We start from the raw sequence: 23,333 nt of genomic DNA, 5'->3' as shown, positions 1-23,333 counted from the left end.
CAGGACCGGCCCGCGCTCGAAGCGCGAGGATCGCGACCTCATCACCGCGGTGTTGGATGCCAACTGATGTGAACTAGCCCACACAGGAACAGGAGACTTGTCCTTGAAAAGAATGAAAATGGCGTCACTTGCGATTGCCGTACTTGCCGGAACCTTCGCGCTAGGATTCCCTACGCGGGTGCTCGCAGGCGACGATTGTGCTGAGGCACATGCAAGGGTCCAGGCATGGATCAAAGAAAATGAAGACAGACTACCAACCACACTGGAAGAGGTGAGTCGCTATCCAATGGCGTACCGCCGGGCCATCGTGGAGGCACTGCCCTCTAAGCAGAAGGCCGACCTCTGGAGGGAGCACGTTCGCCAGTACATCGCGAGCCATCCTTCAGTCGGCGCAAAGCAGCGCGAAGTGCTCGAGCTTGTCATCGCATCCATCAATCCCCAGCTATTCTCATCAGACATCACTCCCGAACTTCTACGACTAGAGGCTGCCGTAAAGGCGGCCTTCGGTCCAGAAGAGGCTCGTCTCATCGTGGCCACCCTTGGTCCGCCGGAGTCACTGCATGCCCAAGGGTCTCCGGTAGGCACCTGTGAATGCAATCCTAGAAGCGCATTCTGTGGGAAGCTCAAATGCAGGGCAGCATCGTGCATGGTCCTTCCTGGGTGTGGCTACATGGGGCGCTATCAATGTAACGGCTTCTGCGAATGAGCCCCCCTATTCGACCATTCGACTGAAGGCCTAATCCAAGGCGAATGAGCAGGACGAGAACTCCTCAGGCGCAAGGGGCACCTCATACGAGCAGATAGAGCGTGGCGAGGCCCTTGAAAGAAAATCGCGTCAGGGACGAACCTCAATCTTCGTAGCTCTTCGCAGAAAGGAGCGGCAACCATGACGACGTTGACGGTGCAGACGAACCCGATGAAGCGCAGCTATCGCAACAGCCTCTGGACCCAGCTCGACGCCGCCTCCTGCTCCCTTGTGAGCTTCGCCTCGAAGTCCCCCGCGGGCTTTGACCGGCTTGGCGGCCCTCCGCCCGTACCCTGCTAAAGCTCGCGCTCCTTCACCGGCGAGCCAAGCCACGCAGAGGCCGGGCTCCCATCCAGGGGACCTGGCCTCTCGGCTTTCAGGGCTTCTGCTCCCTCAGGGGACGTAGAGCGTTAGGGAAGACGCGCGGGCCTGTAGAGCCCGAGCCCGACAGGGCCCGCTGGGTTCAACTCCCAGCGTCCCCATACTCAAGCACGTAGCTTGGTGCTCGCCACCACATCGCATCACGAGCCATCGCACAATGAGACCAGCAAGACCTGACTCAGAAGGAGCAGGAGCAAAGCCTGTCTACAGAGGTTCGCGGCCCACCAATCGGACCCCGAAGTTTCCTGACTTCATCTAACCCCAGGATGTTTCTCATGTTTCCCGTCGCTCTCTCTAGAGAGACGCCGAGAACGAGTTCGCGCAGACTTTCTCTTGGGGAGCTGATTGAAAGCGCCTGCAAACTGGCAGAGCCGTTTCGGTTAACACGAGTCGCGTGATGGATTGAACCAGACACGCGAGCTTAAGCCCCTGAATTACAAGGGATTTTGCTCTGCGACGATTCAGAGGACACTCTCTGCGCTCTGCCACGCAGAACGCGATTGCCCATCCATTCGGCCGCGGCTTGGACTTTCTGGGGCTCTCTCTCGTCCAATTTGGGGAGAGAACAACCGAGAGCGGTTAACAGGTGCTGTTAACCGTTGGGGCACCGGTTAACACAATTTCCTGCAAGTCTTATTTCTCCGCTCTTGGGTTTCCAGGACGGCCGCTCTCTCTGCTTTCGGGTTTCGCCTCTTACATGCCTTGCAGGCTTCCAAAGAGGAGTCGCAAGGCGGTTACGGGGCCCCTGCGGCGGGCCGACCTGCGCGCTCCTGCCCGGCGGCCCCGGCGGACCCAACTCCCGCAGCGCCACCGATCCTCGCGCGGCCCCGGGAACAATCGCTCCCAGCAGGGTCCGCCGCGACTCCGGCCTCGCACGCCCGAGGCTCGCGTTTCGCAGTCCTGAGGGATCTCCACTCTGGGGAAGCGGGTGCCAGGCTCGCAGGTCAAGGCGTCAGGGGCCATCCCGCAATCTGACCAGGTAGTACTAGCCCTTTGACCGGGAGGAGATTAACGCGAGACCCCGGGCGAGGTTCGGCTATGACCCACCAAGCTTCTCTCGGTCAGAGGACTAGTTACGGCTCAGCTTGAGCCGAGACCCTCACCCTCAAGCGAGGGGCGTCAGCGTCGTCAGTGGAGGATTGCGGAAACTTCACCACTCCGCCGCGATAATCGCCTACGTTTAGCGGTTGGCAAGGAGTGCACAATGGCGAAGATCGTCAGCTTGTTCAATCACAAGGGCGGCGTCAGCAAGACGACCACGACGTTCAACCTTGGCTGGGCGCTTGCCTCGCTCGGAAAGCGAGTCCTGCTGGTCGATGGGGACCCGCAGTGCAACCTGACGGGAATGGTCCTCGGGTTCGACGGGAAGTCTGATTTCGACGTCTTCTACACTCAGAACCCAGACGCGAACCTCTGTGCTGGTTTGGCCCCCGTCTTCGCATCGCAGCAAGCACTCGCGCCAGCGAGAGTTGTAGCCACGACGAAGCCCGGTATGCAGCTTCTCGCCGGCCATATCGACCTCGCGGACTACGAAGCGCAAATGGCGGTGGCGTTCACCACGCCCGTAGCTCTCCCCGCCCTTCGCAACTTGCCGGGCTCTGTTGGCGCGCTTCTTCGGATGACAGCGCAAGAGAACGCCGTGGATGTCGTCCTCGTCGATATGAGTCCAAGCATCGGAGCATTCAATCAAGCGGTATTCCTTGGCTCAGACTTTTTCTTTGTGCCCACTAGCCCCGATTATTTCTGCCTTCTCGCAGTCGACTCGCTAGCGAAAGTGCTCCCGAAGTGGAATGCAGGTGCTACGAGTTTCCGCTCTGGAGTTACCTATCCCCTTCCTCCGAACGGGCCCACCTTCATTGGAATGATCTCGCAGAAGTATCGACCGAGAAACGGAAGCCCGGCGAAGGCGTTCCAGCATTGGATTGATGTTGTCAAAACTCGCGTGGGTTCTAGCCTCGTGCCCGCCCTTGCTGCTCAGCAAATGTCGGTTACCGCGAAGCAGTTCGAGAGCGCGGGGTGTGGCGATACCCCGTTCAACCTGGCGAATATCGCAGACTTCAACGGACTGATCGCACGTTCTCAAGCACTCCAGAAGCCGCCGTTTGCGCTCTCCGACTTTGAGCTACAGGTGGGAGGCGAGGTGCTCGAGAACATGAAGAAGAGCAGGGACGATTTTAACAAGACCTTTGAAGGACTCGCAAAGAGCGTCATTGCGCTCACTGGGATATGAGACGTTCCGCGCCGACTTTGAATCGCGACCGTCAAATCGCGTTCGTGAGCACATTCGGATTCGGCCTCCTAGTCCGCTGACCGAGAGAAGCTTGGTGGGTCATAGCCGAACCTCGCCGGGGTCTCGCGTTAGTCTCCTCCACGTCAGAGGACTAGCCCCGGCGCGAGGACTCCCCAGGCCGTGCGGTGTTGAGGCGCTCAAGACAACCCACAGGCCCAGCGCAGGCTTTGCCGCGCCCTGATGGGAGGGTGGCCCCTGGGCAGCAGTGTGCCCTACGGGGGGCTCAGCTCCGGATATGGGCCCGGCCCACAGTTCACAGTTCGGGCAACTCTCGTCCGTGGCCCTCCTCGGCCCCTCCACCCCAGCCATCGCCTTCAACCGGCCTCCCATTTTTCTTATGCTCTTTCGGTTATTCGTCGAGGGACGTTCCCTCAGAGAATCGCTGAGGCTACGAGGAGAATGACTAGGTACGGGTAAGCAGTAACCCTCTAGTGGTCAGGTCTTTATGTCAACAGTGCCCTATTCGGCACCGGAGAGTTGAGATGGCGATTGTGACGTATGTGCTTGGGGACTGCGCTGGGTGCGGCACAAAAGACAGTTTCGGCAACGTGAGCGTGCACAAGACCCACATCTACCGTGGCTGCAAACGCTGCCGACATCGTGAACGTGTGCCCCTGCCCGCAATCAAGAAGCAGGTGCTTTATCTAGACCAATTCTTCTTTTCGAGTGCATTCCGCTCCGGCGATGACCGTTTCCTGGAGCGGCCGACCGTATCGCAAGCTAACCTCCCTGCAGCTACTTGTTGTTCCGTACTCATCCATTCACGAGGACGAGACGAATCAATGGGAAAAGCGCGATGAACTGCTCAAATTCATCAAGGCCACAGCCAGGGGGGAAGAGTTTGAGCCCGCATACGAAGTTGAGCACACACAATTACTCAAGGCTTTCCAAGCATGGCTGGCAGGGGAACCCGCGCCGTATCGGTTAGAACCAAGCGATGCGCTGAGCGACGACATTCATGGATGGGGCGGCTACCTGCGCATTGATGTCGGAAAGTACTTCGGGAATATCGACCTCGTCCGCGATCTCAAGCGCGAGTCGGCTGAAGGCTTGGTTGACCTGCTTGGCAAATGGCGAGAATCAAAAACCTCCTTCGAGGATGACCTGAAGGCCGAGTATGTGGCCATGGGACGGTCATACATGGACTTCTATCTTCAGTATCGGGAGCGCATTGCCCGTCGCGACTATGCGGCCATTCTTGACGCACCCATAATCTCAAAGATCGTCCAATCCATGCTCCAAGTCATTCCGCCGGAGATTCCTGCAGACCAGCGTCTCAGCAAGTGCCTTGAGTTTCTTCTCTCCGACCACTTCAAGGAGACACCGTATCAGTGGGTCAACGCACACATGCTTGCAACATTGAAGATGATGGTCAATGAGGGCGCCTACAAGAAGCGCGAGAAGGCGTTGAAGCGCCTGCGCGGCTTCTTCTTTGATCTAAAGCACATCGCGACCTATGCACCCTACGTCGATGCGTTTGTCATGGATCAGCCCATGGCTGAGCTCGTCACCAGGCCAACTGTGGCGTTGGAATCGCGACACAGCGTGAAAACATTCAACCTCAACAACTGGGGCGAACTACTCGCCTGGCTTGAAGGGATTGAGGCGGCTGGCATGACAAGCGAACATCGAGCAGCGCTTGCATCCGCATATCCGGGGCTGAAGATTTGATCCTATCCGGTCCGAGGCGAAATTGGATTGCTTTCGCCTTTGCCACGAAGGCCTCCGCCCCTGGAATGCGGCAAGTATCCTGACTGCTACCCCAAGAGGTACCTGCCCCATCAGCCCGCTCCGTCCTTCGCCACCCGGACGAAGTCGGTTTCGGGGCTGGCCTCCAGTGGGTTCCTACTTCGTCTTTCCGCTGTACTGTTCGTTGACCCAGCCCAGGGCTGGACGAATGCACCCCTCAACCGTCGCGCCCACTTGCGAAGGAAAGTAGCCGTCCGGGTTTGGCTGTCGTGAGGACAAACGAGCCCCGCCCCGGACCAGGGTCAGTGGACGGATAACGCTCGTGGAGGGGCAGCAGGTCCGCAGCGTGCGTCAGGAGGTGTTCGCGGCGAGGCGACGACTCCAGGGGCCTGGTAGGAGCTCATCCAGGCGGCTTGCCGGGTGGTACTGCACGCGAAGCAAGACGTCGGAGAGGTACTCACGCGGATTGACGCCGTTCGCCGAGCAGGTAGCCACGAGCGAGTAGAGCCCCGCGAGGTTGCGGCCCGCGCGGTCATGCCCGACAAACAGAAAGTTCTTCCGCCCGAGAGCCGCGACGCGCAGGGCTCGCTCCGAGGCGTTGTTGTCCAAGGGGAGCCGCACGTCCTCGACAAAGCGGGTGAGCGCGTCCCATTGGCCGAGCGCATACGAGATGGCCGTGCCCAGCGGGCCGCGAGGTGGGTGTAGAGGCTTGTTCCCCTCGAGCCAGGAGCGGATTGCGGCCAACGCCTGGGAAGACTGCTCCTTGCGCATGGCCAGATGGGCGGCCGTCCCAGCCAGTCCCGCCTCTTTCACGGCGGCCTCCACCCGGTAGAGCTGGAGGATGAGCTTCAGCATCTCTTGCGCGGCAGGATGAGGGCGCGCCTCGAAGAAGCGGCGGCGCACGTGGGCCCAGCACCCGACGCGCGTGCGGCCTTCTGGCGTCGTCACCCGGTTGTAGCCGGTGTAGGCATCCACGACGAGAGAGCCACGACTGCTCCCGAGGACCTCCATGGGGGTGGTGCCAGCACGGGTGGGGCTGAAGCAGTAGGCGATGAGCGAGTCGTGCGAGGCCTCCTCCTCGGAGAGGAACGTCCACAGGTAGCCCGTCCTTGCCTTCTGCGGGGCCAGCACCTTCAAGGGCGTTTCGTCCGCCTGCACCACCTGCTGCGCGGCCACCTGCTTGAGCAGACAGTCGGAGACTGGAGCGAGCTCCGCGGCGGCGCGGTGGAAGAGGTCCGTCATGGTGCTGCGAGCCACCGGGAGGCCCTCTCGCGCCAGTGCCTTCTCCAGCCGATGCAGGGGCAGGGAGTCAGCGCACTTCGAGGTGACGAGGTGGGCGATGAAGCCGGAGCCGTAGCCCGTCTTCTCGGCGACGCGGGGTGGCCCCAGGGCCGTCACGACACTCTCGCCGCACGCGCAGACGAGGGTTTCCCGCACGTGCACCTGCTTCTCGAAGCGGCCTGGGATGTACTCATACAGGACGCTCGGCCGACCCGGCCCCAGCGGATGGAAGTCCGTCCCGTTGCAGCGAGGGCAGCGCTGGTGCTCGCGAGGGACTGGGTGGAAGACAGTGCGCGAAGGCAGTTGCTTCTTCACGCCGGCGCGCTCGCGGCGCTTCATGAGTGCTGCCTCCGCCTGCTCCTTCTTGTCGCGAGGGGTCTCCCTGCGTAGCTCCTCCTCGGGTGGAGGCAGCTTCTCCGACTTCTTGCCGAAGACGGTGCGGGTGAGAGTCGCGACCTGCTGCTCGAGCGCGGTCAGCCGCTCACGAAGCTCTTCGGCCTCCTCTCGCCAGGGGCAGTGGTGGTCCATTGGCAGCTCACGAGCCATGCCACCCAATTACTCACCGCCGAGCCGAGGTGCCCTGGGCCTCGGCTGGCTGCCCGGGTGGCTGCCAGCGGGCGGGCCGACGTACGCGCGAGACGTCGATACCGTCGAGCAACATGGCCAGCTGGGTGGAGTCCAGTTGCACCGATGTGGCGTCGTCCGCGACGTCAGGCATCCGAAAGCGGCCCGCCTCCAGCCGCTTGTACAGAAGCAGGAATCCTCCGCCGTCCCACGCCAGCACCTTCACCTTGTCTCGCCGTTTGCTGACGAAGACGAAGAGGTGGCCGGAGTACGCGTCAGCTACCAGGACGCGTTGCACATGGACGAAGAGACCGTCGATGGACTTGCGCATGTCCACCGGCTCAGTCGCCAGATGGATGCGGACTGCGCGCGGCAGCAGGAGCACGTCAACCCAGCCCCGCCAGGACTGCTCGCAGGTACGCCACGTCTGTCCCCGCCGGGAAGCGCACCACGACGCCAGAGGGGAGCGCGGCTTCCAGCAAGCCGGGTGCGCCGCCTGCAGGGGGACCTCCCCGCCGCGCTGAAGGCGCGGCGGAGTCTACTACCTCTACCGGCAGCAGCACGGGAGGGGCGCTCGCTCGCCTGGCCTCTCGCCTCAGCTTGTACAACCAGAACTGCAGCGTGCTCACCGAGACGGCCTTCGCCGCGCTCGAGCAGCAGGTCGCGACTCTCACCCGCACCGTCTTCGGCAAGAAGTCGGAGAAGCTGCCTCCACCCGAGGAGGAGCTACGCAGGGAGACCCCTCGCGACAAGAAGGAGCAGGCGGAGGCAGCACTCATGAAGCGCCGCGAGCGCGCCGGCGTGAAGAAGCAACTGCCTTCGCGCACTGTCTTCCACCCAGTCCCTCGCGAGCACCAGCGCTGCCCTCGCTGCAACGGGACGGACTTCCATCCGCTGGGGCCGGGTCGGCCGAGCGTCCTGTATGAGTACATCCCAGGCCGCTTCGAGAAGCAGGTGCACGTGCGGGAAACCCTCGTCTGCGCGTGCGGCGAGAGTGTCGTGACGGCCCTGGGGCCACCCCGCGTCGCCGAGAAGACGGGCTACGGCTCCGGCTTCATCGCCCACCTCGTCACCTCGAAGTGCGCTGACTCCCTGCCCCTGCATCGGCTGGAGAAGGCACTGGCGCGAGAGGGCCTCCCGGTGGCTCGCAGCACCATGACGGACCTCTTCCACCGCGCCGCCGCGGAGCTCGCTCCAGTCTCCGACTGTCTGCTCAAGCAGGTGGCCGCGCAGCAGGTGGTGCAGGCGGACGAAACGCCCTTGAAGGTGCTGGCCCCGCAGAAGGCAAGGACGGGCTACCTGTGGACGTTCCTCTCCGAGGAGGAGGCCTCGCACGACTCGCTCATCGCCTACTGCTTCAGCCCCACCCGTGCTGGCACCACCCCCATGGAGGTCCTCGGGAGCAGTCGTGGCTCTCTCGTCGTGGATGCCTACACCGGCTACAACCGGGTGACGACGCCAGAAGGCCGCACGCGCGTCGGGTGCTGGGCCCACGTGCGCCGCCGCTTCTTCGAGGCGCGCCCTCATCCTGCCGCGCAAGAGATGCTGAAGCTCATCCTCCAGCTCTACCGGGTGGAGGCCGCCGTGAAAGAGGCGGGACTGGCTGGGACGGCCGCCCATCTGGCCATGCGCAAGGAGCAGTCTTCCCAGGCGTTGGCCGCAATCCGCTCCTGGCTCGAGGGGAACAAGCCTCTACACCCACCTCGCGGCCCGCTGGGCACGGCCATCTCGTATGCGCTCGGCCAATGGGACGCGCTCACCCGCTTTGTCGAGGACGTGCGGCTCCCCTTGGACAACAACGCCTCGGAGCGAGCCCTGCGCGTCGCGGCTCTCGGGCGGAAGAACTTTCTGTTTGTCGGGCATGACCGCGCGGGCCGCAACCTCGCGGGGCTCTACTCGCTCGTGGCTACCTGCTCGGCGAACGGCGTCAATCCGCGTGAGTACCTCTCCGACGTCTTGCTTCGCGTGCAGTACCACCCGGCAAGCCGCCTGGATGAGCTCCTACCAGGCCCCTGGAGTCGTCGCCTCGCCGCGAACACCTCCTGACGCACGCTGCGGACCGGTTGGCCTTCCACGAGCGTTACCCGTCCACTGACCCTGGTCCGGGGTGGGGCTCGTTTGTCCTCACGACAGCCAAACCCGGACGGTTACCCAAATCCAACAAACCCATCTCACACATCCGACTCGACTAATGAAGCGCCCGCTCGGGCCCGCGCTCATCCAACCGCCTCGCCACCGGTTCGGTGTCAGATGCCCAGGACTCAAGCACATTCTTCGCCACCCTAATCCACGCTGCGGAGTCGCATTCCCTTGTCGTACCACAACTGAAGAATCTCCCTCGACAGCGGGTCGCGGGCAGCAACCAGCGCAGGCCCCACAACGCGCTCTGCTATCCTCCTTGTCATTCTCCCAAGCACTTCATCGACAAACTCCGCATGAAGCTGAAATTGACTGATCGGCGATCTCGCAACCACATCAACCACAATTCGAGCAACCTCATCGGCATCGTTGCGCCACAGAATTGGCAGCACCTTCAGAAGAGCAAAGCACACTCTCAAGTCCCACATTCCAAAAACAAGCAGCCTTGAGAATGCATCGACGCGGCGACGCGTAATACCCAACTCTACGAGAACCAACAAGAAGTGAGCGGCGGACACTTCATTCTCGAACGAACAAAGCTTCTCATCAAGTTCATCCCCCCTCAGCCGACCATAGATCGACTGAAGCTGCTGTTCGCCCCCACTAAACCGCGATGTATCGACCCTCAACCAAATCCGAATCGTGTCCTCCGGCAACAAGTCAGCCACCGCCGACGCGATTGGCAGCAACGCAGCAAACTCCCACTCAACAGAAACATCAGACACTATCTTCAGATGGAAGTCCGACTCAGGATCCCCCCATGGCAGCGACACAGATTCATTGACACTAATTTTCTCGTACGCGGCCCCAAGTTGCGCCACCCGGTCCGTTACCACTGAGGCCGCAAGGGCTCCATTTCCATGCTCCGCCAAGTAACGAAGCACCCTGTAGCAACTGAACGTCATCCTCATCAGAGTCGAATCCGTTTCGACTCGATGGAGCAGCCCTCTATCAAACTCGTTGCGAATCGCCGGACCCCAGCTACGCACTCGTGCGAACTCTACGACTGAGCCGAGTTCGGCCGCTCCGCCTGATAGTACGGCTTGAATAGCAAGCCTATCGAACGCAGCCAACTGATGCGCTTGCGCAATAGACCAGACGAAGTGCCGACTCCTCGGATGCAACTCATATCCAGCAAGAAGCAAATCCACATCCGCACTATCGATTTGGCACAACTCGAGGAACTTTGCTGCCGGCTCGCGCGTTTTGATATCGATGTGATACTCGGCATCCGTTTTCTTGCCGGGCTTCACATCGTGAAATCCGAAGAAAACAAACTGAATGAGCATCCTGGAATCGAGCGGAGTTCCGGTCTCAGCAATCGCCCTAAGATATATGCCCAAGTCGTCAGGACTCTCCATGTACCGCGGCCTAAGACACCCTAGAGCAAGCGTCGGCTCTATGCCAAAAAGAGCCCGGAACGCGTGAACAACCAGGTAGGGATTTGGCAAGCCCTGGATGATCTTCGACAGGAGAAGCACATCCCGACTGTCCCCATACTGCACGAGCGTGTCCAGGCATAGATTCATGCGCGCAAACTCGCATTCTCCATTTCTCGCAAGATACTCCCGCGAAAGGGCCAGGGCGCGTTCTGGGTTCGCATATTGCCAAATCTGCAGGGCGCCATGCGAGCTATCCTCAAGGAGCCAACCAAGCACAGACTCATCGCCCAGGTAGGCAAGTGCTCGCAGTAGATTAAACCCTACTCGACTATCCATTAGTTGCTTGCGGTCGATTCCAACGGCACATTCACGGAGCCAGTCGAGGCTATCCTCATTGCCAATCGTACGCATGACCGAAATGGCCTCAAGCATGGCGAGCTCATTTCCACGCTCAGCAGCATCTCGCGCAGCATCGATGACCAAACCTTGAGACGCCTCGCCAAGACAAAGAGACACTGCGCAGCCAGGACAGCTCGCCGCAAACACGCTTGAGCGACGCCATGCGTTCAGCTCGGATCTGCTCACTCGCAAAAGCCACGCGTCGTCAGTGACGTACGTTCGCCTGAGCACACCAACATACCTCTCCCAGTCCTTCGCCAGCGCCAAAGCAGCGAAATAATCTGCTATGAGGTCGTGGCGAAAGGACACCCAGTCATCAGCCGAGAGGATCAACAACTCAGCATGGCGCATCCATGCAAATGCCTGAACACTGGTAATAGCATCGGCGCCAAACAGGCCGTCCTGCTGCGCTTTGCGCAAGACGCTGGTCAAGACCGACTGCACGTCGGGACGTCGCATCGAGGACAGGTGCTTGTTCAGCCGAAGCTCGAGGGCAATCCCGACAGCAAGACCTACGAGCAACTCGTCTGCAAGGTCGCCAATGAATGCGAGCTCCTTGGGTGCTTCACGCGCACGAAGAAGTCGCTTCCTAAGAAATGCCTCCATCACGGCAGCATCAGTTACAGGGAGCACCTTCTTATCTCGGAATTCATCTAGCATTGCCACGAAGCCAAATGGCAAACGGGCAAAGTTGAGTCGCCGTGATGGCATACGGTCGCGGAGATGGTCCAGAAGGCCGAGGGCATCTTCCATGCCGAGAGCTTGCTGCGCCATCTTGATCATCTGGGCCTTATTGAGGGGAGACAACCTAAGTACCCTGTCGATACTAGGAAGCTGGGTACGACCCCTCACCCCTCCCCCACGAACACTAACGACGAGAGCAACTCGGTCCCTCCTCTGGGGCGTTTCAAGTGCGTCCCCAAAGGAAGCCATCTCATCGAGCGGCAACTCGTTCAGACCATCACAGAACACCAGAAAGGTTCCAGGCAGCGTTCTCCAGTCCCCCTGGGCGATCCCGAGGCTCTCGTTTATCAGCGCATTCAGATCGCCACGAAATCGGGAAAGCGCAAGCAGGATGGGGAGGGGGGCCGAACGATCATTCCGACGCCTCTCTGCTGCTGCAGCAAGTGCCATTTTCAGTGTCGTGCTTTTCCCGCTACCGCCATCTCCAACGACGAGTATGGTTTTGCCAATGGCGACAGTCATCAGCATCTGCGTCAGCGACACTGCGTGACTCTCGTTCTTTGCCCCGGAGTCGTCGCTGCCAGATCGGATTGGCTCAACGAGTGGTCGAGAGTCCACGTTGGGCGGAATCGTGGTGGGTTGTGCGGTGAGTTCCACGCAAGCAGGTGGCGGAAGACAATGCCTCTGCAGGTAGTTATCTTCGTTGAAAGATTGAGCAGCGAGAGCAAAACGCCTCTCCAAATCCTCGCGCTCAGGGCCAGCGAAACGTCGCTCGTGGTCCTCTTTGATTCGACGCAGCCGCGCAGCCGGGTACTGCTCGACATCGTTCGTAATACGGTGGTGCTCGTAGCACATCACCATTAGGTTCTCGAATGAGCGACGGTCCTCATTCGACATCTTATCGTTGTGGCGCTCGCCCCCATACTCAGCTGCTTCGATATGACAGACTTGGCCTATGAAGTTTCCAGCCAGATCCATCATCAGGTTGGTGCATCCAGGAAACGCACACTGATTGCCAGACAGATAGGCCAGCTGGATCTGTACGGACTGGAGTGGAGTAAGTCGATGGGCCTTCTTAGTCATCGAGGCGGAGCATATTCGTAGGAACGGCCCCGTTGCCCGGCAGCAGTACGCGGCTCGCACCCTCGCAACGTGTAAGAGAGATCTTGCTTGACTCGGCAAGCTCCAAAAACCCACACCACCCCCGAACAGACCACCTTCACAGGCTCCTTGTCAGGCCATTGAATATCCACGTTTGTCAGGGACGAAGTTCAATAACCGTAGGTCCCCGGAGAAAGGAGCGGCAACCATGACGACGTTGACGGTGCAGACGAACCCGATGAAGCGCAGCTATCGCAACAGCCTCTGGACCCAGCTCGACGCCGCCTCCTGCTCCCTTGTGAGCTTCGCCTCTAAGTCCCCCGCGGGCTTTGACCGGCGTGGCGGCCCTCCGCCCGTCCCCTGCTGAAGCTCGCGCTCCTTCACCGGCGCGCCAAGCCACGCAGAGGCCGGGCTCCCATCCAGGGGACTTGGCCTCTCGGCTTTCAGGGCTCCTGCTCCCTCAGGGGACGTAGAGCGTTAGGGAAGACGCGCGGGCCTGTAGAGCCCGAGCCCGACAGGGCCCGCTGGGTTCAACTCCCAGCGTCCCCATACTCAAGCACGTAGCTTGGTGCTCGCCGCCACATCGCATCACGAGCCATCGCACAATGAGACCGGCAAGACCTTACTCAGAAGGAGCACGAGCAAAGCCTGTCTACAGAGGTTCGCGGCCCACCAATCGGGCCCCGAAATTTCCTGACTTCATCTAACCCCAGGATGTTTTTCATGTTTCTCGTCGCACTCTTTAGAGAGACGCCGAGAACGAGTTCGCGCAGTGTTTCTCTTGGAGAGCTTTCATGTCACACGTCATGGCCAGTTCCGCCCGGGGGTGGCAACGGTCTGCAAAACCGTTTGGGACGGGTTCGACTCCCGTACTGGCCTCATCTTCATCATTGCCGACCTGGCGTAGGTGGTCCGCGCGCCCGTCTGAAGAGCGGGAGGACTCGGTTCGATTCCGAGGGTCGGCACTCCGCAACACCTTCACTCACATAGGCCGCGCTCCGGGAGCAGCTTGGACTCCAAATCCGAGCGCGCGGGGTTCAACTCCCTGGCGGCCTGCTCGTTTCGCCCCTGTAGCTCAGCTGGCAGCAGCGCTGGTTTCGTAAACCAGAGGTCGTCGGTTCGAACCCGACCGGGGGCACTTCACGCAGCACGCGGTCGTCACATGGGTTCGTGGCTCAATGGGAGAGCACTCGGTTTGCACCCGAGGGGTTCCGGGTTCGAGTCCCGGCGGATCCACTTCATGCCCTTGTAGCTCAGTGGATGAGAGCGCACGGTTCCGAACCGTGAGGTCGCAGGTTCAATCCCTGCCAGGGGCACTCGCTTCATCCGTGTCATCCGCTTCCGTAGCTCAGTGGATTCAGAGCAGGCGCGTCCTAAGCGCACGGTCACAGGTTCGAGTCCTGTCGGGAGCACACACGTCTCACATCTTCCTGCGGGGAGGGGCTGGTGCCCCACCGGGCCTCATAAGCCTGGCAACCAGGGTTCGACTCCCTGCTCCGCAACTCTTCCCGCACGCAGAGCCAACTGGAGAAGGCAACGGTCTCACATACCGTCATCGCCGGGTTCGATTCCCGGGGCGTGCACTCCTCATCGCCGGTGTAGCCCAATTGGTAGAGGCGCCAGGTCGAGAATCTGGAGGTTGCGAGTTCGACCCTCGCCACCGGCACTGTTGTCGCAGTCAAACGACCGAAGTCCGGTCCGAAGCAGCTCCCGAAGTCCGTCCGCGTAGCCCAAACGGGAGAGGCCGCCGGCTCAAACCCGGCTCAGTGCGAGTTCGACTCTCGCCGCGGATACACACGAAAGGCAGTGCGTCATGGAGACGCTGGTCCTCAGTCAGTCCTACGAGCCCGTCGCGCGGATTTCCTGGCAGCGCGCGGTGATGCTCATCTTCCAAGGCAAGGTCGAGGTGGTCGAGGAGTACGAGGACCGCTTCGTGCGCTCGGTGACGGTCGAGATTCGCATGCCCTCCGTCATCCGCTTCTTCCGCGGGCAGCGCAAGGGCCCCAAGGGCGTGAAGTTCAGCCGCGAGAACGTCTACATGCGTGACCACTGCCGCTGCCAGTACTGCGGCCTGAAGGTCTCTCGCGCCGAGGCGACGTACGACCACGTCATCCCTCGCGCCCAGGGTGGCAAGACGTCGTGGGAGAACGTCGTCATCGCCTGCGTGCCCTGCAACCAGAAGAAGGGCAACCGCACGCCCGAGCACGCCAAGATGGCGCTGCGCTGCGCGCCGGTGAAGCCCAAGAAGCTGCCCGACGTGCTGCACCTGTCGTTCATCTTCGAGAAGGGCATGCCCATGTCGTGGGCCAAGTTCCTCCGGGACGTGACCTATTGGCATGGGGAGCTGCAGACGTGAGGTTTCGGGTGAAGGGGGTCCACCAGAGGTGGCTCCCGTCCCCCACCCCGGGATGTGACATCCCTGGGGGATGAGGAGGTCTGCCAGAGGCGGGCCTCCCGCCCGTGGACCTCCCCGCGCACCGGCAGGCGGAGCCTCCTGCTGCCGGCGTTTTTCCTGGAAGACCAACGCCGGAGGCCGGCGGCCCGTTTCGAAAACGATGCGAGCGCATGACGCGCTTGGGGTTCGAGTCCCCTGTCTTCCTTCTGGAAGTTGGACTGGCGATGGCGCCAGGCCCCGCTGCTACCGGGTGCGAGCCGGCCTTCCGGCTTGAGGTTCGAGTCCTCCGACTTCCGTTCCAATGGCCCCAAAGGGCCGAGCCTCCCCGCCCCTGTACACGGGGCAACGTCAGGCTACCCCCCTCACACAGCATGGCCCCGAGTCCCACCGTTCCTAGCCTCCCTCCCAGCCCGGGTTCCCGGCGCATGGAAAGGAAGCACACATGAAGAACTTCGGGACGGGTCGCCGGCTGGCGATGGGATGGGCCGTCTTCGCTCTCACGGGAGGACTCCTGGCGGGCTGCGACTCCAGCTCCAGTGACTCCCAGAATCAACAGACACAGACCACCGTGGGCCCCGAGGACCAGGAGCGCATCCAGAAAGGCCTCGCCATCTCCCCGGTGACGCTCGACTTCACCGGCCTGGACCGGAACCTCGTCGGCCTGGGCAGCTACATCGTCAACGCCCAGGGTGGCTGCAGCGACTGCCACACCAGCCCACAGTTCGCGGCGGGAGGAGACCCGTTCCAGGGTCAGCCCGAGCAGACCAACACCGCGAACTTCCTCGCCGGAGGCCGGAGCTTCGGCGGCGGCATCGTCTCCAGGAACATCACTCCGGACGCGCAGGGGCTCCCCATGGGGCTCACCTACGAGGCGTTCCTGGCCGTCATCCGCACGGGCAAGAAGCCAGACGGGAGCCTGCTCCAGGTGATGCCCTGGCCCGTCTTCTCGAAGATGCGGGACGCGGACCTGAGGGCCGTCTACGAGTACCTCAAGGCCATTCCCCCGGCGCAGCCGGGCAGTCCGCCCACTCCGCCGCCCCCCACGCCTCCTCCGTATCCCTGACGCGTACCTCGCGTCCGTCCGGCCCCGCGCTCCAGGGGCATCCGGCTGCCTCGCCGGGATTGCACACTCACCTCGGCGGTTCAGCGGTTAGAGTGCGTGCTCCGGCGAGGGGGCGGTTGACGAGACATGGCGACGAGGAAGAGCGAGGACCAGGAAAGACTCATCGACCGAGACCTGACCGCGATGGCCCGCGAAGGGCGGTTGCCGGCCGCCCACGGCGTGGATGCCGCGGTGACGGAGGTGCTCGGTCTGCTGACTCGAGGCGGCAAGCACCCGCTGCTGGCGGGCGACCCGGGCGTGGGCAAGAGCGCGCTCGTGCAAGAGGTCGCACGCCGCATCGCCGAGGGCCGCGTGGACGCGGAGCTCTCCCAGGCACGACTGGTGGAGGTCTCCGTCGCCAACATCCTGGCGCGCAGCACCCAGCGTCAGGCCGCGGAGAGCTTCGAGGAGCTGCTCGCGCACCTCGCGCGGCACGCCTGCCCCATCGTCTACATCCGAGACCTGCCCGCGGCCCTGGGTGGCCCGCTGGCGCCCGTGGCCGTGCGCGCCCTGCGCACCGGCGGCATGCGCTTCATCTTCGAGACGGAGCCCAAGCGCGTCCAGGAGCTGGTGCGCTCCGATGAGGCCCTGGCGGAGCGGCTGCACCTCCTGCCCCTGCACGAGCCGCCGCTCGAGAAGGCGCGCTGGGTCGTGGGCCGCGTGGCCGAGGAGCTGGAGCGCGAGCTGCGGTTGCCCATCGACCCCGCGGCGTGTGACCTGGCCCTGCGACTGTCCGCCAAGTTCCTGCTGGCCCAGCGCATGCCGCGCAAGGCCATCGAGCTGCTGAAGGAGACCGCGGCCGAAGCGGCGGGCGCGGCCAAGGACCACGTCGGCCCCGAGGACGTGCTCACCCGCTTCTGTGCCGCCACGCGCCTGCCGCGCTTCGTGGTGGACGACGCCATGCCGCTGGACCTGGAGGAGACCGAGCGCTTCTTCGGCGAGCGGCTCTTGGGCCAGACGGACGCGGTGGGGGCCGTGCTGCGCTCGGTGGCGCTGCTCAAGGCGGGGCTGAACGACCCTCGGCGACCGCTGGGCGTGTTCCTGTTCGCGGGCCCCACGGGCGTGGGCAAGACGCAGCTCGCGAAGCTCCTGGCGGAGTACCTCTTCGGCTCGGCGGACCGGTTGGTGCGCCTGAACATGGCGGACTACCCCAACGACGGAGACGAGAGCGTGCCCTTCGGCGCGTCCTGGGCTCCGGCGCTGGAGACCCGGCGTGGCGAGCTGAGCGCGCTCCTGGACGGCAAGGTGTTCTCCGTGCTGCTGCTCGACGAGTTCGAGAAGGCCGCGCGCAGCGTGCATGACCGCTTCCTCCAGCTCTTCGACGAGGGCACCTTCGTCAACGGCGCGGGCGAGGTGGTGTCGTGCAACAACACGCTCATCGTCGCCACGTCCAACGTGGGCGCCGAGGTGTACCGCGAGCCCGCCATGGGCTTCGCGGGCACGAAGCGCGCGGATGAGATGGTGTCGGAGGTGGACCGCCGCATCGGCGAGTCCTTCCGCCCGGAGTTCCTCAACCGCTTCGACGCCATCTGTCACTTCCAGCCCCTGTCCAAGGTGGACATCCGAAAAATCGCGCAGCGCGAGGTGGGCCGGGTCCTGGAGCGCGAGGGCATCCGCGCGCGCTCGCTGGACGTGGAAGTCACCCCCGAGGTCGTCGACATCCTGGTGGAGCGGGGCTACTCGCCCCAGTTCGGCGCGCGCTACCTCCAGCGCGAAATCGAGAAGACGCTCACCGCCGCGCTCGCCGTGGAGATTGCTCGCAAGCCGCTGGCCCCTGGGACGCCCGTGCGCGTGGAGGCGCGCCCGGGAGGCCGGGTCATGGCCGTCGCCGAGCCCGCCTCGCCGCCGCCCGCGCCCACCGCGCAGCTGCTCCTCCCGTCGGCGCGTGCCGCTCCGGTGAAGCGGCGGCTGGACCGCAAGTCGCTGCTGGTGGAGATGGACCGGCTGGTGGGCAAGGCGCGCGCGCTGGCGGCCTCGTCGGGCCGGCCGGAGCTGGAGGAGCGGCGGGCGTCCCTGCTGACGGAGACACAAGCGCCCAACCTCTGGGACGACCCCACCCACGCGGCCGACGTCATCCGGGCCTTCCGGACGGTGGAGGCTCACATCAACGAGCTGGAGCGCCTGGAGGCCGCGTGCCTCTTCGCGCGCCGGCTGGTGCGCGAGGCGAAGAACGAGGTGCAGCTCGCCTCCGCGGCGCGGCAGGTGGAGGACGTCGCTCGCGAGGTCCAGATGGCCGAGGCGCTGCAAGCGTCCGGAGCCACGCAGCAGGACAACGAGGCGCTGGTGGATATCTGCGCGAGCGACTCGGCGGAGACGCAGGAGGCGTGGGTGCAGGAGCTGGCCTCCATGTACCTGGGCTGGGCGCAGCGGCGCGGCTACGAGGCGGTGGCGGTGGCGGAGGCGGATGAGCCCTCGCGCGTGGTGGTGCGCATCGCCGGACCGGGGGCGTATGGCTTCCTCGCGGGCGAGGCGGGGCTGCACCGGCGTCTGGAGGACGAGAAGCGCCAGCGGGCCTACGTGCGGGTGCACCGAGGCGGCGCGCTCGCCGAGGACGAGCTGGAGCTGCTGGAGGTGCTCGGCCGTCCCGTGAAGAGCCACGAGGGCGCCTACCTCCAGCGAGTGCGCACGGAGGTGACGGTGAAGGACGAGTCCACCGGCCGCGTGCTCACCCTCACCGGCGCGGGAGAGCTGGACGAGCTCAAGGACATCGCCGCGCGTGTGGTCGCAGGCCAGGGAGGGACCACGGACGAGGCACGGCGCTACTACGTGGGTCGCAGCCCTCGTGTGGAAGACCCTCGCACCGGCGCCGGGACACCTCGCGTCAAGGACGTGCTGCGCGGCGAGCTGGATGTCTTCATCGCCGCGTGGATTTCACGCCCCCCAGCGGAGCCTCCGCTGGGGAGCTGAGCCCGAGGGAGCGGGTCTCATCCCCGCCCCTCGAGCCTCATCTACACGCGCACTACGGCGTCACGGTGAGCCCGGTGAAGCGGATGTTGTTGTCCTCGCGCAGCTCCCCGACCTGCTGGTAGGGGTCCACGGAGACGGCCACGAAGTAGTCCCCCACCGGGTCCATCGCATCCGGCGGCAACTGGGCCGGAAGGCTCCACCCTCGAGTGGTGCAGGCTCCCGGCACCAGGGCGTCGACGGACACCTCGGCCAACATGAGCTGGTCCGGACCCGGCGGCGGCCCTTCCGGGGCGAGCTCCTGGTCCATGGAGATAGAGAGCCGCACGGCGCTCCCGCTGCTCAGCTGCGTGCCCTGATTGCACACCTTGATGGTGGTGGTGATGAAGCCTCCCTTGCGGATGGTGGTGGGGCCCGACATCTCCGTGATGACCAGGTCCGGCTTCGCCCCCACCCCGAGGACCGTCTTCGCGAAGGTGTTGTTGTCCTCGCGCAGCTCGTTCACCGCCAGGGACTCGTCGATGATGGCTCCCAGGAAGTAACGCCCATCCCCCTGGGCATCCGGGGGAAGCGTCACGGGCCCCGACGTCGAGAGCAGGAGGCACGCCCCCACCTGGAGCGACGGGACGGACACCTGCGCCAGGAAGGCCTGGTCGGGCATCGGGGACCCGGGAGGCAGCGCGAACGACAGCTCGTCATCCACCGACAGATAGAAGCGGGCCTGGGTCGACGGGCTGGACTGCGTGCCTTGGTTGCACACACGGACCCCCAGCGGGATGGACTGGTTCGGCAGCGCGCTCGCGGGCGAGAGCACCTCCTTGATGACCAGGTCCGGCCTGACGCCGATGCTCATCGTCTTCTGTGCGTAGGCGTTGTTGTCCTCGCGCAGCTCGACCACCGAGGACGGCTCATCCATCACAACCCCGACGTAATACACACCACCGGCCTGCCCGTCCGGCGGCAGCGTGGCGGGAGCCGACCCCGAAATCGTCAGACACTGCCCCGTGCCCAGCGACGGCACCGAGAGCTGTCCAATCGGAGTCTGGTCCAGCGCCGCGGGCCCAGGCCCGGACGACATCGGCGTCAGCTCGGCATCCAGGGAGATGTAGAGCCGGGCTTGCGTCGGAGGACTCGGCATCGTCCCCAGGTTGCACGCCCTCACGGTGAGCGAGAACGGCTGTCCCGGCTGCGCGCTCGCGGGGATGCTCATCCCGTTGACGACCAGGTCCGGGCCATCACCCACGGCCACCTTCCCCAGCATGAAGGTGTTGTTGTCCTCGCGCAGCTCCTGCACCACGGACTCACCATCGATGATGGCGCCGACGTAGTACCCACCCTGCATCCCCTGCGCGTCCGGCGGGAGCCCGGGCCAGAAGGACGTGGACCGCGTCGAGCACTGCCCCGGGGCCAGGCCGGGAGCATCCACGAATCCGAGAGGCGACTGGCTCGTCGGAGGATAGGGCTGCGCTGGCTGCTGCGGCGCCAACACGGCCTCCGTCGACACGAACAGGTGCACGCGCGACTGCGGAGAGAACTCCGTGCCCCGGTTGCACACCGTCACCTTCGCCGACTGCGCGGGCGGACCGCTCAGCTTGAAGCTGTTCGGCATGACGAGGCTCGTGATGACCAGATCCGGCCCCTGGCCCACGCCGATAGGCCCCGTCACGAAGGTGTTGTTGTCCTCGCGCAACTCCAGCACGGAGCGCTGCTCATCGACGATGGCCCCCACGTAGTACGAGCCACTCCGCCCCTGCGCGTCTGGAGGCAGCACGCCCCAGAAGGGCTCCGTGAACGACTTGCAGTACCCCGGCACGAGGCCCGACACGGCGATGTCCCGGATGAAGGCCTGGTCCGACGCCATGTAGCCCGGATACGGCGACATCGGCGTCAACTCCTTGTCCATCGACACGTACAACCCCACCTGCGTCGGGCTGCTCGGCTGGAAGCCCTGGTTGCATACCTTCACCGTCACGCTGGAGGAGCCACCCGGGCCGCTCGTCCGAAGGCTCTCCGCGACCTTCACCTCCGTGATGATGAGGTCTGGCTTCTGGCCAATGCCCACCAGGCCCTTCACGAAGATGTTGTTGTCCTCGCGCAGCTCCGGCACGGCCCTCTGCTCATCGACGATGGCCGCCAGGTAGTACGCCCCCTCCACGCCTTGCGCGTCCGCCGGAATCACGGGCCAGAAGCTCGTCGAGAGCGTCTTGCACTGCTTCGGCTGGAGCCCCGGAGCGGGGAACGACTGCAGGAAGCTCTGGTCCGTCGCCGGGAAGAACGGCCCCGGGCCCATCGGCGTCAGCACGGCGTCCATCGACACATACAGGCTCACGTTGGCCGAGGCGCTCGGCTCCGTGCCTTGATTGCACACCGTCACCGTCGCGGGCGTCTGGGCAGCCCCGGGCCCGTTCATGGCCAGGCTCGCGGGAGCCACCATCGCCGTGACGACCAGGTCGGGCCCCAGCCCGATGCCCACCAGCCCCTTCACGAAGATGTTGTTGTCCTCACGCAGCTCCATCACCGAGCCCTGCTCATCGATGATGGCGCCCACGTAGTACGCGCCATTCGGCGTCGTCGCATCCGGTGGGAGCATGGGCCAGACGTTCGTGCTCCGGGTCGCGCACTGTCCTGGAGCCAGGTTGGGCATATCGACCATCCCCAGGGGAGCCTGGTCCATCGGCGGATAGCCGGGGCCGGGCATCATGGGCGTCAACTCCGCGTCCATCGACACGTACAACTGCACGCGAGACATGGGGGCGGGCTCCGTGCCCCGGTTGCACACCGACACCGACGCCGGCGTCTGCGAAGCCCCCGAGTTGGCGCGGAAGCTCTCCGGCATGACGAGGTCCGTCACCACCAGGTCCGGCCCCTGCCCCATCCCCACTGGCCCCGTCACGAAGGTGTTGTTGTCCTCACGCAGCTCGGCCACCCAGTCCTGCTCGTCGACGATGGCGCCCACGTAGTACGCGCCGTTCATCCCCTGCGCATCCGGAGGGAGCATGGGCCAGAGGGAGTCCGTGAACACCCTGCACTGTCCCGCGGCGAGGTTCGAGACGGGGATGTCCGCTACGAGCACCTGGTCCGTGACCTGGGGACCGGGGCCTGGAGGCATCGGCGTGAGCACCTTGTCCATTGACACGTACAGGCGCGCCCGCGCCATGGGGCTCGGGTCCGTGCCCTGGTTGCACACCTTCACGGTCACCGGCGCGGAGCCCGGGCCGTTCGTCCGCAGGCTCTCCGCCACCTTCAGCTCCGTGATGATGAGGTCGGGCCGCTGGCCCATTCCCACCAGGCCCTTCACGAAGATGTTGTTGTCCTCGCGCAGCTCCGGCACCGAGCCCTGCTCATCGATGATGGCGCCCACGTAGTACGCGCCGCTCATCCCCTGCGCGTCCGGAGGCAGCATGGGCCAGATGGACGTGGTGAGCGTCCTGCACTGCCCGGGGTCCAGCCACGACAGGGGCACCGAGCCCAGGAAGGCCTGGTCCGTCGCCGGCGGATACCCAGGACCCGGACCCGGCCCGGTCGGCATCAGCACGTCGTCCATCGACGCATAGAGATTCACGGAGGTGGACTGCGTCGACAGCGTGCCCTGGTTGCACACCGTCACCGTCGCGGGCACCGAGGACGTCCCCGGCCCATTCGCGCGAAGGCTCTCCGGAATCCCGATGGCCGTGACGACCAGGTCCACGCCATCCCCAATCCCCACCAGGCCCTTCACGAACGTGTTGTTGTCCTCGCGCGACTCCGCCACCGACGCCTGCTCGTCGATGATGGCGCCCACGTAGTACCCGCCCACCATGCCCTGTGCGTCCGGAGGGAGCGCGGCGGAGAGGGTGTTGGACCGGGTCGCGCACTGCCCCGGCGCCAGCGGGGGCACGTCGACGAAGCCCAGCGGAGCCTGGTCCGTCACCGGCCCGGGAAACATCGGCGTCAACGTCACGTCCATCGACACGTAGAGCTGCGCACGCGTCGACGGGCTGGGGTCCAGGCCCTGGTTGCAGACCTTCACCGACGCCGTCGCAGGCGTTGAGTAGGGTCCCATGCGAAGGCTCGGCGGAACCTCCATCCCGGTGATGACCAGGTCAGGCCCCTGAATCAACGCACTCGAGGCCGTTCCCGGAGCCGGCTCACCCGAGGGTGCCTCTCCTCCCGAACAGCCGACACTCCCCGCGGCCAACAATCCCAGCACCCACCAGCCCGTGGCGGGTGCCATCCACTCTCGACGCATCATGAAGTCTCCCGTTGCAGTCGCGTGTGGAGCCCTGCCCCGACGGCCA

13 protein-coding genes and 12 tRNA genes are annotated in these 23,333 nt (G+C 64.1%); 21 read left to right on the top strand and 4 right to left on the bottom strand.

The genetic code is table 11. The annotated features are described in order from the left end of the window. Positions 1–112: 112 nt before the first annotated feature. From MYSTI_RS45620 to MYSTI_RS07560, 5 genes are all read left to right on the top strand, one after another. The gene (locus MYSTI_RS45620) at positions 113–706 is read left to right on the top strand and encodes a bacteriocin fulvocin C-related protein (protein ID WP_420811517.1); all 594 of its coding nucleotides are present in this window, start codon (positions 113–115) and stop codon (positions 704–706) included. A gap of 180 nt (positions 707–886) precedes the next feature. Then, on the top strand, positions 887–1,045 hold the full coding sequence (locus MYSTI_RS43660) for a hypothetical protein (protein WP_015347121.1): 159 nt from the start codon (positions 887–889) through the stop codon (positions 1,043–1,045). A 96-nt stretch (positions 1,046–1,141) separates the two neighbouring features. Beyond that, a tRNA-Tyr gene (locus MYSTI_RS07570) sits at positions 1,142–1,227 on the top strand. Positions 1,228–2,330: 1,103 nt separating this feature from the next. Continuing rightward, positions 2,331–3,356, top strand: a complete 1,026-nt coding sequence (locus MYSTI_RS07565; protein ID WP_015347120.1) for a ParA family protein — start codon at positions 2,331–2,333, stop codon at positions 3,354–3,356. Between the two features lie 744 nt (positions 3,357–4,100). Next, positions 4,101–5,087 (top strand): hypothetical protein, encoded by a 987-nt coding sequence (locus MYSTI_RS07560; RefSeq protein WP_015347119.1) that lies wholly within the window; start codon positions 4,101–4,103, stop codon positions 5,085–5,087. Positions 5,088–5,456: 369 nt separating this feature from the next. Here the strand turns inward: MYSTI_RS07560 and tnpC (MYSTI_RS07555) are convergent, their stop codons facing one another. Continuing rightward, positions 5,457–6,914, bottom strand: coding sequence for an IS66 family transposase (gene tnpC, locus MYSTI_RS07555; RefSeq protein WP_015347118.1), 1,458 nt, complete (start codon positions 6,912–6,914; stop codon positions 5,457–5,459). A 31-nt stretch (positions 6,915–6,945) separates the two neighbouring features. Beyond that, the gene (tnpB, locus tag MYSTI_RS07550; protein ID WP_015347117.1) at positions 6,946–7,335 is read right to left on the bottom strand and encodes an IS66 family insertion sequence element accessory protein TnpB; all 390 of its coding nucleotides are present in this window, start codon (positions 7,333–7,335) and stop codon (positions 6,946–6,948) included. Positions 7,336–7,532: 197 nt separating this feature from the next. On the opposite strand from tnpB, the gene tnpC (MYSTI_RS07545) reads away from it, so the two are divergent. Continuing rightward, positions 7,533–8,996, top strand: coding sequence for an IS66 family transposase (tnpC, locus tag MYSTI_RS07545; protein WP_420811516.1), 1,464 nt, complete (start codon positions 7,533–7,535; stop codon positions 8,994–8,996). Positions 8,997–9,232: 236 nt separating this feature from the next. Here tnpC (MYSTI_RS07545) and MYSTI_RS42910 read toward each other — a convergent pair whose 3' ends face one another. Next, positions 9,233–12,535 carry an NACHT domain-containing protein gene (locus MYSTI_RS42910; RefSeq protein ID WP_144370011.1) on the bottom strand — a complete coding sequence of 1,101 codons (3,303 nt, stop codon included), beginning with the start codon at positions 12,533–12,535 and terminating at the stop codon, positions 9,233–9,235. A 328-nt stretch (positions 12,536–12,863) separates the two neighbouring features. On the opposite strand from MYSTI_RS42910, the gene MYSTI_RS43655 reads away from it, so the two are divergent. The 15 genes from MYSTI_RS43655 to MYSTI_RS07470 all read left to right on the top strand — a co-directional run bounded on the left by MYSTI_RS43655 (position 12,864) and on the right by MYSTI_RS07470 (position 19,059). Beyond that, complete coding sequence (locus tag MYSTI_RS43655; protein WP_015347114.1) at positions 12,864–13,022, top strand: hypothetical protein; 159 nt, start codon at positions 12,864–12,866, stop codon at positions 13,020–13,022. Positions 13,023–13,118: 96 nt separating this feature from the next. Next, positions 13,119–13,204 (top strand) — tRNA-Tyr (locus MYSTI_RS07525). 259 nt (positions 13,205–13,463) lie between these two features. Then, positions 13,464–13,534: transfer RNA gene (locus MYSTI_RS43560), tRNA-Cys, on the top strand. Positions 13,535–13,547: 13 nt separating this feature from the next. Next, positions 13,548–13,620, top strand: a tRNA-Phe gene (locus MYSTI_RS07520). A 99-nt stretch (positions 13,621–13,719) separates the two neighbouring features. Further along, a tRNA-Thr gene (locus MYSTI_RS07515) sits at positions 13,720–13,793 on the top strand. Positions 13,794–13,819: 26 nt separating this feature from the next. Then, positions 13,820–13,891, top strand: a tRNA-Ala gene (locus tag MYSTI_RS07510). A 6-nt stretch (positions 13,892–13,897) separates the two neighbouring features. Beyond that, positions 13,898–13,971: transfer RNA gene (locus MYSTI_RS07505), tRNA-Arg, on the top strand. 21 nt (positions 13,972–13,992) lie between these two features. Further along, positions 13,993–14,067, top strand: a tRNA-Arg gene (locus tag MYSTI_RS07500). Positions 14,068–14,086: 19 nt separating this feature from the next. Next, positions 14,087–14,157, top strand: a tRNA-Met gene (locus MYSTI_RS43555). Positions 14,158–14,165: 8 nt separating this feature from the next. Beyond that, a tRNA-Val gene (locus MYSTI_RS07495) sits at positions 14,166–14,238 on the top strand. Positions 14,239–14,247: 9 nt separating this feature from the next. Further along, positions 14,248–14,321: transfer RNA gene (locus MYSTI_RS07490), tRNA-Leu, on the top strand. Positions 14,322–14,374: 53 nt separating this feature from the next. After that, positions 14,375–14,448, top strand: a tRNA-Leu gene (locus tag MYSTI_RS07485). A gap of 20 nt (positions 14,449–14,468) precedes the next feature. Further along, positions 14,469–15,011: an HNH endonuclease gene (locus tag MYSTI_RS07480; RefSeq protein ID WP_015347113.1), complete on the top strand. Its 543-nt coding sequence runs from the start codon at positions 14,469–14,471 to the stop codon at positions 15,009–15,011. Between the two features lie 481 nt (positions 15,012–15,492). Then, positions 15,493–16,113 (top strand): hypothetical protein, encoded by a 621-nt coding sequence (locus tag MYSTI_RS07475; RefSeq protein WP_015347112.1) that lies wholly within the window; start codon positions 15,493–15,495, stop codon positions 16,111–16,113. Between the two features lie 126 nt (positions 16,114–16,239). Next, positions 16,240–19,059 carry an AAA family ATPase gene (locus tag MYSTI_RS07470; protein WP_015347111.1) on the top strand — a complete coding sequence of 940 codons (2,820 nt, stop codon included), beginning with the start codon at positions 16,240–16,242 and terminating at the stop codon, positions 19,057–19,059. 52 nt (positions 19,060–19,111) lie between these two features. Here MYSTI_RS07470 and MYSTI_RS07465 read toward each other — a convergent pair whose 3' ends face one another. Beyond that, on the bottom strand, positions 19,112–23,287 hold the full coding sequence (locus MYSTI_RS07465) for a CARDB domain-containing protein (protein WP_015347110.1): 4,176 nt from the start codon (positions 23,285–23,287) through the stop codon (positions 19,112–19,114). Positions 23,288–23,333: the final 46 nt, after the last annotated feature.

Origin of the sequence: Myxococcus stipitatus DSM 14675 (assembly GCF_000331735.1) — a bacterium.
Lineage (GTDB): Bacteria > Myxococcota > Myxococcia > Myxococcales > Myxococcaceae > Myxococcus > Myxococcus stipitatus.
The sequence above is the reverse complement of the archived record's forward strand: the minus strand, read 5'-3'. Positions and strand labels throughout refer to the sequence as shown.